Source organism: Castellaniella sp., assembly GCF_034674885.1.
Lineage (GTDB): Bacteria > Pseudomonadota > Gammaproteobacteria > Burkholderiales > Burkholderiaceae_B > Castellaniella.
On record NZ_JAUCDS010000028.1, the window covers coordinates 1 to 10,939 of the forward strand.

Sequence of the window (10,939 nt, forward strand, 5' to 3'; positions counted from 1 at the left end):
CCCGAACTGGAGTCTGTCCAAATGAGTACTGTCAACGACAAGCTCGATTCCTTCCTCGACCGCGACTACGACGCCGGTTTCGTCACGGAAATCGAGGCCGTGACCTTTCCGAAGGGCCTGGACGAGGACGTGATTCGCCGCCTGTCTGCGGTCAAGCGCGAACCCGAGTTCATGCTGGAATGGCGCCTGAAAGCCTACCGCGAGTGGCTGAAGATGCCGCGTCCCAACTGGGCCAAGGTCCATTTCCCGGAACCCGATTTCCAGGACATCAGCTATTTCTCGGCGCCCAAGTCCAAGAAAGACGGCCCCAAGAGCCTGGACGAGGTCGATCCCGAACTGCTGAAGACCTACGAAAAGCTGGGCGTCCCCCTGCACGAAAGGGCGAAGCTTGCCGGTGTGGCGGTGGATGCCGTGTTCGATTCCGTGTCCGTGGCCACTACGTTTCGCAAGCAGCTGGCCGACGTCGGCATCATCTTCTGTTCGTTCTCGGAAGCCGTGCGTTCCCACCCTGACCTGGTGCAGAAATACATGGGCACGGTGGTGCCGCCGGGCGACAACTTCTATGCGGCCCTGAATTCGGCCGTGTTCTCGGATGGGTCGTTCGTCTACATCCCCAAGGGCGTGAAATGCCCGATGGAATTGTCTACGTATTTCCGTATCAACAACGCGGATACCGGCCAGTTTGAACGCACGCTGATCATCGCCGATGAAGGCGCCATCGTCAGCTACCTGGAAGGCTGTACGGCGCCGATGCGCGATGAAAACCAGCTGCACGCCGCCGTGGTGGAACTGGTCGCGCTGGATGATGCCCGTATCAAATATTCCACGGTCCAGAACTGGTACCCCGGCGATGAGAACGGCGTGGGCGGCATCTATAACTTCGTCACGAAACGCGGCGACTGCCGCGGGCCGCGTTCGCGGATTTCCTGGACCCAGGTGGAAACCGGTTCGGCCATCACCTGGAAGTATCCCAGCGTGATCCTGCGTGGCGACGACTCCACGGGCGAATTCTATTCCGTGGCCCTGTCGAACCATTACCAGCAGGCGGATACCGGCACGAAGATGGTGCACATGGGCCGCAACACCCGCAGCACCATCATTTCCAAAGGCATTTCCGCCGGTCACGGCAGCAATACCTTCCGGGGCCTGGTGCGCATGACGCCCAAGGCGGAAAACGCCCGCAATTACACGCAGTGCGATTCGCTGCTGATCGGCAAGGAATGCGCCGCGCATACCTTCCCGACCATCGAGGTACAGAATCCCAGCGCCAGCGTCGAGCACGAAGCCACGGCGTCGCGCATCGCGGAAGACCAGTTGTTCTATGCCATGCAGCGAGGCCTGTCGGCCGAGGACGCCGTGTCGATGATCGTCAACGGCTTCTGCAAGGAAGTTTTCAAGGAATTGCCCATGGAATTCGCCGTCGAAGCGCAGAATCTGCTCGGCGTGAGCCTGGAAGGCAGCGTCGGTTAAGGAACCCATCTCATGCTGAAAATCAATGATCTGCACGCCTCGATCGAGGACAATGAAATCCTGCGTGGCCTGGACCTTGAGGTCAAGGCCGGCGAAGTCCATGCCATCATGGGCCCCAATGGCGCGGGCAAGAGCACGCTGTCGCAGGTGCTGACCGGGCGCGACGACTACAAGGTCACCGGCGGAACGGTCGAATTCATGGGCCAGGACCTGCTGGCCCTGCCCGTTGAAGAACGCGCCCGCGCCGGCATCTTCCTGGCCTTCCAGTACCCGATCGAGATTCCCGGCGTGTCCAACGCCTATTTCCTGCGGGCGGCAGTCAATGCGGGTCGCCGTCATCGCGGCGAGCCGGAGCTCGACGCCATGGATTTCGTCAAGCGGGCCAAGGCCGAAATGAAACTCGTGGGCATGCGCGACGAGTTCCTGTACCGTTCCGTGAACGAGGGCTTTTCGGGCGGCGAGAAGAAACGCAACGAAGTCCTGCAGATGGCCTTGCTGGAACCAAAGCTGGCCATCCTGGACGAAACCGATTCCGGGCTGGACATCGATGCCCTGAAGACCGTGGCCGACGGCGTGAACCGCCTGCGTGCGCCGGATCGCGCCATGATCGTCATCACTCACTATCAGCGTCTGCTGGACTACATCGTGCCCGATTTCGTGCACGTGCTGGCCCACGGCAAGATCGTGCGCTCCGGCGGACGCGAACTGGCCCTCGAACTCGAAGCCAAGGGCTATGGCTGGATCGAAGGGGTCAATCAGGCCCCGGCCCGATCTGCCAAGCCGGCCGACGATGGCAAGAAGATCGGCGTGAAACCAGGGGCGCGGGCATGAGTACCAATCTGCAAGCCTGGGCCGATGCATTCGACCGGCGGGCGGCGGCGCTGCCCGGTGCCGAGGTGCCGTGGCTGGCCGGCGAGCGCCGGCAGGCCCTGGACCGCTTCATGAGCGAGGGCTGGCCCACGACGAAGATCGAGGCCTGGCGCCATACTTCTCTGTCGCCGCTGGCGGCGGCCACGTTCACCGATGGCGGCGCCCAGCCGGTTGCCGACTTGGTGGCCGAACTGAAGGCGGGCGAATCCGGTCATTGGCTGGTGTTCGTGGACGGCGCCTTCGATGCTGCGCTGTCGGACCTCGGTACCCTGCCGGCTGGTGCAGTCGTGTTGTCGCTGTCGCAGGCCTGGTCCAGCCATGCCGATGCGATCCAGGCCGCCTACGGCCAGGCGGACCAGGGGCACAGCACCAGTGCGCTGAACCTGGCCCTGGCCGGAGACGGCGCCTGGATCAGCCTGGCGCGGGGCGTGGCCGTCGAACAACCCATTCACGTGGTGTGCGCGGCCGCGTCGCCACAAGCCGCCCATTTCCTGCGGCACGTCGTGCAGGCGGCGGCCGGCTCGCAGGCCACGGTCGTCGAACATTATGTCGGCGTGGCCCAGGCCAGCAATTTCCGCCATGCCGCCACGCGCTTGACCCTGGACCAGGATGCCCGCATCACGCACTTGAAACTGCAGCAGGAATCGGCCCAGGCATGGCATCTGGGCGAAATTGATGCTGTGCAGTCGCGCGGTTCGTACTTTGCGTCGCATTCGGTATCGCTGGGCGCTCGGCTGGCGCGTCACGACATCGCTACGCATTTTGCCGACGAACGCTGCGAAACCCTGTTCAACGGTCTGTATTACGTCGATCAGCGGCGCCACGTCGATCATCACACCCTGATCGGCCACGATAAACCACGCTGCGTCAGTCACGAAAACTATCGCGGCATCCTGGCCGATACCGCGCACGGCGTGTTCAGCGGCCGCATCCTGGTCGCGCCGGGGGCCGATGGCACCGATGCCATCCAGCGCAACGACAGCCTGCTGCTGTCGCGCCTGGCGAAATCCGATTCCCGGCCGGAACTCGAAATCTACGCCGACGACGTGAAATGCGCCCACGGCGCCACGGTCGGCCAGATCGACGCCGACAGCCTGTTCTACCTGCGTACGCGCGGCCTGGACGAGGCCCACGCGCGCGACATCCTGACCTACGCCTTTGCGGCAGCCAGCGTGGCCCGGATCGAGGTGCCTGTGCTGCGCCAGCGCGTCGAGCAGGCCATCCGATCCCTGCTGCCTGGTGGCATGGTCCTGGAGGCCGCATGAACGCCCCGCTGACGTCTTCCGAAACCGTACGCCTGGCGCAATCCGACGAGGCTGCAGGTGCCTTGCTGGGCTCCGATGGCCGTCCCGTTGCCGACGATTTCCCCATCCTGGCCCGGCCAGTGCGCAAGCGCCGCCTGGCCTACCTGGACAACGGCGCCACGACCCAGAAGCCGCGCGCCGTCATCCAGGCCCTGGACCAGTTCTACGAGCAGTCCAACGCCAACATCCATCGCGGCGTGCACTGGTTGTCCCAGCATGCCACCGACCTGTATGAACAGGCGCGGGAACGGGTGCGCGGACTGCTGAATGCACCCGACAGCCAGGATGTGATCTTCACGCGTGGCACCACCGAATCCATCAACCTGGTCGCCCAGACCTGGGGGCAGGGCCTGCAGGCAGGCGACGAGATCCTGGTCACGGGCATGGAACACCATTCCAATATCGTGCCCTGGCAGTTGCTGTGCGCCCGCACGGGCGCTGTGCTGCGTCATGCCCGCATCACCGACAGCGGCGAACTGGATCTGGCCGACTTCAAGGCGCAGCTCAATGCCCGCACCCGCCTGGTCGGGGTCGCGCACGTATCCAACGCGCTGGGCACCGTGAACCCGGTGGCCGAGCTGATCCGGCTGGCGCATGAAGCCGGTGCCCTGGTGCTGGTCGATGGCGCACAGGCCGTGGCCCATGCCGCCGTGGACGTGCAGGCGATGGATTGCGATTTCTACGCTTTCTCGGGCCACAAGATCTACGGCCCCACCGGCATCGGCGCCCTGTACGTGCGTGGCTCCATCCTGCAGAACCTGCCGCCCTGGCAGGGCGGCGGCGACATGATACGCACGGTCAGCTTCGAGGGCAGCACCTGGGCCGAAGGGCCGCAGCGCTTCGAGGCCGGCACGCCCAACATCGCCGGTTCCGTCGCCCTGGGGGCCGCCATCGATTACGTGCGTGGCATCGGGCTGGACCGCATTGCGGCACACGAGTCCGCCTTGCTGGTACAGGCCACCGAGGCCATGCAGGCGATCCCCGGGGTGCGCCTGATCGGCACTGCTGCGGACAAGGCCGGCATCCTGTCTTTCCTGGTCGATGGCATCCATCCGCACGACCTGGGCACGATCCTGGATACCGAAGGCGTGGCCATCCGGGCGGGACATCATTGCGCCATGCCGCTGATGTCGCGTTTCGGCATCCCGGGCACGGCACGTGCGTCGTTCGCCCTGTACAACGACCTGCGCGACGTCGATGCCCTGGTGGCTGGTGTGCGCAAGGCCCAGAAACTGTTCGGGGTGTAAAGCATGAGGGACACCGACGACGGCCTGCGCGATCTCTACCAGGAAGTCATCTTCGATCACAACCGCAATCCGCGCAATTTCCGGGCAATGGACGATGCGTCCAACCGGGCAGACGGCCACAATCCCCTGTGCGGCGACCAACTGACCGTCTACGCCAAGGTGCAGGACGGCGTGGTGCAGGAAGTCAGCTTCATCGGTCATGGCTGCGCCATTTCCACGGCGTCCGCCTCGCTGATGACCGAAGCCGTGCGCGGCATGAAGATCGACGAGGTCGAGGCGCTGTTTCGCAACATCCACGCCATGCTGACCGAAGCCCACCCGGATTGCGATCTGGGCAAGCTGGAAGTCCTGTCCGGGGTGCGCGAGTTCCCCTCGCGGGTGAAATGCGCCACGCTGGCCTGGCATACCCTGCACAACGCCATCATCCAGGCGCAGGATACGGCCGTCACCGAATAATGCGATGAACCAGAGGTAACATCATGAGTTTCAATCGTCAGGAAGTGATCGTGAACCGGGATTGCCCGGCGGTCACCGTGCCTTACGGCTCGCCCGTCACCATCGAGGCCGGCTGCGAGGCCGTCATCACCCAGCAGCTGGGTGGCACCTACACCGTCATGGTGGAAGGCAATCTGTATCGCATCGAGGGCGCGGATGGAGACGCCCTGGGCTTCGAGCCCACCGAAGACGTCAAGCACGTCCACGATGGCCCGGCCACCGTGGAATCCGTCGAAGAAGCCGCCTGGACCATGCTGTCCACCTGCTATGACCCGGAAATCCCGGTCGACATCGTCAACCTGGGCCTGGTCTACGAATGCAAGGTGCTGCCTGCCAGCACGCCCGACCGTTTCCGCATCGAAATCAAGATGACGCTGACTGCGGCTGGCTGCGGCATGGGCACCATGATCGCGGACGAGGCCCGCAACAAGCTTCTGAACATCGAAGGCGTGGACGAAGCCACGGTCGATCTGGTCTGGGATCCCCCCTGGAGCCGCGAAATGATCAGCGAACCGGCCAAGCTGCAGCTGGGCCTGCTGTAGGCGGGCGGACCCTGTTGGCCGCAGCGACCAGCTCGCTGCGGGATAGCTGCTACCGTCATGGGTGCAAGGGGCTGCGAGTTCGAATCCCGCCGTTCCGCCCAGCATTATCAAGGGTCAAGGGTCTACAGATTTCGGTCTGTGGGCCCTTGTCGTTCATGAGTGCGACCTTGCACTCCGTGAAAGGAATAGCTGACCCAGGATGGGCTTTATTCCATTAGTCATGGCTGAAGGCAGGATTTTTATATTTCTTGACATTCATCAAGTTTTTTCCTTCAATGCAGGCACAAAGGAAAAAAGGGATGGGGATGCAGAAAAATAAAAGGGGTGCGTTTCTTGCTGGGTGCGCAGCGATTGGTTCTGTCGTGTTGCTCGCCGCTTGTGATGATGGTAGTTCCAGCCGGGTGGCGGATGCGGCGCCGACCGAATCCGGCAAACCCAATATCCTGTTCGTCATGATGGACGACGTGGGCATCGATCAGATGACGTCGTTTGGCTATGGCGGAGCCAACCCCCCGAAAATGCCCAACATGGATGCGGTAGCCCAGGCGGGCATCCGTTTCCGCAACACGTGGGCGCAGCCGGAATGTTCGCCGGCGCGGGCAAGCTTCTTCGTCGGGCGCTACCCCACGCGCACGCACATCTACCAGGCCCTCGGCCCCAGTGATCTGGCCAACGCCCAGCTCTCGCCCTACGAGACGACGACGCCCCAGTTGCTGCGCAAGGCGGGGTACGAAAACGCCATGTTCGGCAAGTTTCACCTGGCCGGTCCGGAAAACAACGAGGCGGACATCACCACGCCGGCCCTGTTCGGCTGGGATTATTTCTATGGCTGGATCGGCGGCTTGCCCGAGTCCATCGACCTGCAGGCCGGTGGCGTCGTGCCGGGCGGCACCTCCAATCAGTGCGGCTTCGTGCCGGGGGCGATGGTCGTGGGCGGGGCCGTAGGCGGCGCCTGCCACTTTCCGGACAATCGCTGCACGCCGGTCCGCAAGGATACGCCGGAGCAGGACGTGGCGGGCTTGCAGTGCCTGGCGGCCGGGGGCATCCTCGTGCCCAACGCCACTTGCGCGGACCCGAAGCCGGCCGGTTTGGATTTTTCCCGGTACAACGGCTACTACGTCTCGCCTCTGGTGATCCTGGATCAGGGCCGGGCGGAAAAGGTGCTGCCCAAGGATCCCCGCGCCCGCGGTTACCGTACCACCATCGAGACGGATGCGGCCATCGACTGGATCAATACGCGCGCCTCCGGCAAGCCCTGGATGGCCACGGTCAGCTATACCTCGGCCCATACGCCCTGGCAGCAGCCGCCTGCGGCCCTCATGTCCGATCTGGTCGGGCCGGGCGGGTATCCCAATGCCGGTACGTTCGACAATCTCAGTTGCACCAGCGACGGCTCGGCCGCCGACGTGCTGCGCATGCAGGCCCTGCAGAACCGCATGACCCAGGCGCTGGACACCGAGTTCGGCCGCCTGCTGGTGGAAACCGGTATCGCAACCTGGAATCCCGACGGCAGTCTGAACTACGATCCCGAGGCCAGCAATACCCTGATCGTCATCGTCGGCGACAACGGTTCGCTGGGCTTGGCCGTCAAGCAGCCTTTCGACGCCTCCCGGGCCAAGGGCACGGCCTATCAGACCGGTGTCTGGGTGCCGCTGATCGTGGCAGGGCGTGGGGTCGCGGAGCCCGACCGCGACGTCGAGCACATGGTCAACGGCGTGGACCTGTTCGAACTGTTCGGCGAGCTGGCCGGCATCGATGTGCGCCAGGAGCTGCCCATGTCGCGTCCGGTCGACTCCGTGGGGATCCAGGCCTACCTGAAGAATCCGGCGCAGCCGGCCCTGCGACAGACTAATTTCGCCATCAGCGGTCTGAATCAGCAGGCCAACGGCGGGCGAAACGGCCCTTGCGTCGTGACGACGGCGGCAGGCGGCGGCACCTGCATGCAGATCGCCACGTCCAAATCGGTGTGCGGCGACAACAGCGGCTTCTGGTGGGGTGTGGGGCATGACGACCTGGCCCCCATGGATGGCGATAATGCGATCGCCTCCTACGACACCTGCGCCCAGGTGAACCAGGTCCGCTACACCAACAACAACGCCGCCGTGATGTACACCGTCATGCCGGACCAGTCGGTGGCCGTCCGGGAAGAGCGCTACAAGCTGGTGCGCAATACCTTCAAGCGTTTCGATCCGGCCAAGGGCATCCACGACGAGGTGGAGTACGAGCTCTACGAGGTCGATCAGGCCAAACCCGCGCCGCTGCTCGACGAAGCCGGCATGAGCAAGATCAATCTCGATGGCACGCCCAAGCCGGGCTGGACCACCGGCGACGACCTGGCCTACAAGGATCTGAAGGGCCGGCTGGACCGTCTGATGCTGTCGGCGGTCGTGTGCGAGGGCGACGGCAATATCGATGGCATCGTGGACAAGGCGGATCTCGATAACTGGAACCGGATCTATAGCGGTTGGAGCCAGTCCAGCGTCTACGATTTCGTCGGCGCCGCGCCCGGCAGCCCGCCCGATAGCCATACGAACGGGCCGGACCAGGACGTCGTCAGCCTGCAACTTGGCAAGACTTGCGTCTATCCGTCCAGTGTCTATTGATCGTCCGCGCGCTCGTTCGCGATTCCTCCCACTGTCTGCCGCTGTCCTGGTGGTCGCGGCGGCGGGGTACGCCTGGTTCCAGGCGTCCGCAAAGGCGGAGCCGGCCGAACCGACCGTCATTCTGGGCGATGGCAAGGACACGCCTGGGGGCATGGCCTGGATACCGCCGGGGGTCTTCCTGATGGGCAGCGACAGCCGACTGGCACAGCGCAACGAAAGGCCGGCTCATCCAGTGCGTGTGCGGGGCTTCTGGATGGACGTCACCCACGTTACCAACGACCAGTTCGCCGAATTCGTGCGACGGACCGGCTACGTGACCACGGCCGAGCGCAAACCCGATTGGGACACGATCCGGGTACAGTTGCCGCCTGGCACGCCCAGGCCGCCCGATGCGGTCCTGGTGCCGGGGGCCATGGTGTTCGTCGGCACTGCGGGGCCGGTGGACTTGTCGGATTACAGCCAGTGGTGGCGATACGTGCCGGGCGCCGACTGGCAACATCCGCAAGGACCGGGCAGCTCGATCGAAGGCAAGGGTGATCACCCCGTGGTGCAGGTCAGCTATGCCGACGTCCAGGCCTATGCCCAGTGGGCGGGAAAACGCATGCCCACCGAAGCCGAATGGGAATACGCAGCGCGCGGCGGACTGGAGCAGGCCACTTATGCCTGGGGCGACGAACTGATGCCCGATGGCCAGCCGATGGCTAATTACTGGGACCGCAACCAGGGCACTTTTCCGGTGGTCAAGCCCGAGGCGGGTGGGGCGGCCGGCACGCTGCCGGTGACGTCCTTTCCGGCCAACGGCTATGGACTGTACGACATGACGGGCAATGCCTGGCAGTGGGCGGCCGACTGGTACGATGCGCGCTACTTCGCCCGCCAGGCAAAGGCCTCGCAGGGTGAACCCATCGATGATCCACACGGTCCGCCCCGATCCTATGATCCGTCCGATGCGGGGGTGCCTGCCTATGCGCCCAAGCGGGTGATTCGGGGGGGATCGTTCCTGTGCAATGAAAACTATTGCCTGTCCTACCGCCCCAGCGCGCGTCAGGCTGCGGATCCCGCCAGCCCCATGTCGCACGTGGGCTTCCGGCTGGCATCCGATGCGCCGCCGCCGACGTCGCCGTCCCTGTTGACTCGCCTGTGGTCGCGTTGAGGCGGGGGCGCTCAGGAGAGGCATGAACACGCTGTGGGTAACCTGGAACCTGGGGCCGGTGGCGACCGGCTGCGCCGCTGTCGCTTTTTCCCTGGCGCTGGGCGTTCCGCTGGCCTGGGCCGCCTGGCGGTTGCCTTGGCTTCTGGATGACGCCTTGCCGGCCAGGCCGATGCCGGCCCATTTGATCGGCCGGTGGGTATTCCTGTCGGTGGCGGCGCTGCTGGCTCTGGTGTGCGCCTGGCGTTTCGGGCCGACGGGCGCGTCCCTGGCCGCCATCGTCTTCGTGTCGGTGCTGTTGGTGCTGGCCTGGATCGACGCCGAGACCGGCTTCCTGCCGGATCGCCTGACGCTGCCGCTGCTGTGGCTGGGCCTGCTGGTCAATGTGGATGCAACCTTCGCGCCGTTGGCACATGCGGTCGTGGGAGCGGCAGGTGGCTATCTGGCTTTCTGGTGCGTCGACGGGGTGTTCCAGGCGCTGACGGGGCGGGCAGCCCTGGGTCGGGGTGATTTCAAGCTGCTGGCCGCGCTGGGGGCCTGGTTGGGTTGGACGGCCTTGCCGCGCGTGGTGTTCGCAGCCGCCGTCCTGGGCCTGGCGGTGGCGCTCATGCGGAGGATGACGGGCCGGCTGGCGCCGGGCGAAGCCTTCGGTTTCGGACCTTTTCTGGCAGCGGCCGGTATCGCTGCCCTGTTGGGGACCTAGCGGGTGGCGGAGCAGCGGATGGCTTCAGCGGCCGGTGCGCGGCTGGTCGGCCGGGATGAAACCCGGGGCGAGGGCCGCCGACGGGGGCGCGGCGATGGCATCGTCCATGCCGTCCTGGCTGACGACGATCCCGTGGGCATGGACTTCGGTCAGCGTGACACCGGGAGCCAGCGTGTCGCCGACGCGGAAGGCTCGTGCCGGGGCCCCGTCGATCGACAGGATCGCAGTGCCTCTGGGGCCGGCGGCTATCAGGCCGGTCATGCGCACCTGCAGGCGACCCCGGCCGCTGCCGAACCAGCCGGCCAGGGTATCCAGGGAGGGCGCGGGGGCGGGTGCTACCGCCAGCATCGGAGGCGCCGGATCGGGTTGAGGCGCCAGCAGCAGGGTGCCCCACAGGCCGATGCCGCCGGCGATCGCCAGCAAGGCCGTGCCATGCAGCAGGTCGGGCCCGTGGCGGTGCAGGAATTCTATGGCGGGAAGATGGGGGACGGGCATAGATCGCGGGGTGCGTGGTCTGGGGCGTCGAATCTGTTCAGTATAGTGCCGGCCGGATGT

Annotated in this window: 10 protein-coding genes; 9 read left to right on the plus strand and 1 reads right to left on the minus strand. The window is 65.0% G+C overall.

Annotation, left to right across the window (positions count from 1 at the left end; all coding sequences use genetic code 11):
* Positions 1–21 precede the first annotated feature (21 nt).
* The 9 genes from sufB to VDP74_RS13075 all read left to right on the plus strand — a co-directional run bounded on the left by sufB (position 22) and on the right by VDP74_RS13075 (position 10,384).
* A complete protein-coding gene (sufB, locus tag VDP74_RS13035) occupies positions 22–1,470 on the plus strand; it encodes a Fe-S cluster assembly protein SufB (protein WP_323000073.1) in 1,449 nt (482 codons plus the stop codon).
* Positions 1,471–1,482: 12 nt separating this feature from the next.
* The gene (sufC, locus tag VDP74_RS13040) at positions 1,483–2,301 is read left to right on the plus strand and encodes a Fe-S cluster assembly ATPase SufC (protein ID WP_323000074.1); all 819 of its coding nucleotides are present in this window, start codon (positions 1,483–1,485) and stop codon (positions 2,299–2,301) included.
* Positions 2,298–3,605, plus strand: a complete 1,308-nt coding sequence (sufD, locus tag VDP74_RS13045; RefSeq protein ID WP_323000075.1) for a Fe-S cluster assembly protein SufD — start codon at positions 2,298–2,300, stop codon at positions 3,603–3,605. Before sufC ends, sufD begins: the two co-directional genes overlap by 4 nt.
* Positions 3,602–4,891, plus strand: a complete 1,290-nt coding sequence (locus VDP74_RS13050) for a cysteine desulfurase (RefSeq protein ID WP_323000076.1) — start codon at positions 3,602–3,604, stop codon at positions 4,889–4,891. The genes sufD and VDP74_RS13050 overlap by 4 nt, the downstream gene beginning before the upstream one ends.
* A 3-nt stretch (positions 4,892–4,894) precedes the next feature.
* The gene (sufU, locus tag VDP74_RS13055) at positions 4,895–5,347 is read left to right on the plus strand and encodes a Fe-S cluster assembly sulfur transfer protein SufU (RefSeq protein WP_323000077.1); all 453 of its coding nucleotides are present in this window, start codon (positions 4,895–4,897) and stop codon (positions 5,345–5,347) included.
* Positions 5,348–5,367: 20 nt separating this feature from the next.
* Entirely contained in the window at positions 5,368–5,928 is a 561-nt protein-coding gene (gene sufT, locus VDP74_RS13060) for a putative Fe-S cluster assembly protein SufT (RefSeq protein WP_416232991.1), read from the plus strand.
* 362 nt (positions 5,929–6,290) lie between these two features.
* Positions 6,291–8,531 (plus strand): sulfatase-like hydrolase/transferase, encoded by a 2,241-nt coding sequence (locus VDP74_RS13065; protein ID WP_323000079.1) that lies wholly within the window; start codon positions 6,291–6,293, stop codon positions 8,529–8,531.
* A complete protein-coding gene (locus VDP74_RS13070) occupies positions 8,521–9,684 on the plus strand; it encodes a formylglycine-generating enzyme family protein (protein ID WP_416232990.1) in 1,164 nt (387 codons plus the stop codon). The genes VDP74_RS13065 and VDP74_RS13070 overlap by 11 nt, the downstream gene beginning before the upstream one ends.
* A gap of 22 nt (positions 9,685–9,706) precedes the next feature.
* The gene (locus VDP74_RS13075; RefSeq protein WP_323000080.1) at positions 9,707–10,384 is read left to right on the plus strand and encodes an A24 family peptidase; all 678 of its coding nucleotides are present in this window, start codon (positions 9,707–9,709) and stop codon (positions 10,382–10,384) included.
* Between the two features lie 24 nt (positions 10,385–10,408).
* Here the strand turns inward: VDP74_RS13075 and VDP74_RS13080 are convergent, their stop codons facing one another.
* Entirely contained in the window at positions 10,409–10,879 is a 471-nt protein-coding gene (locus VDP74_RS13080) for a type II secretion system protein N (RefSeq protein ID WP_323000081.1), read from the minus strand.
* Positions 10,880–10,939: the final 60 nt, after the last annotated feature.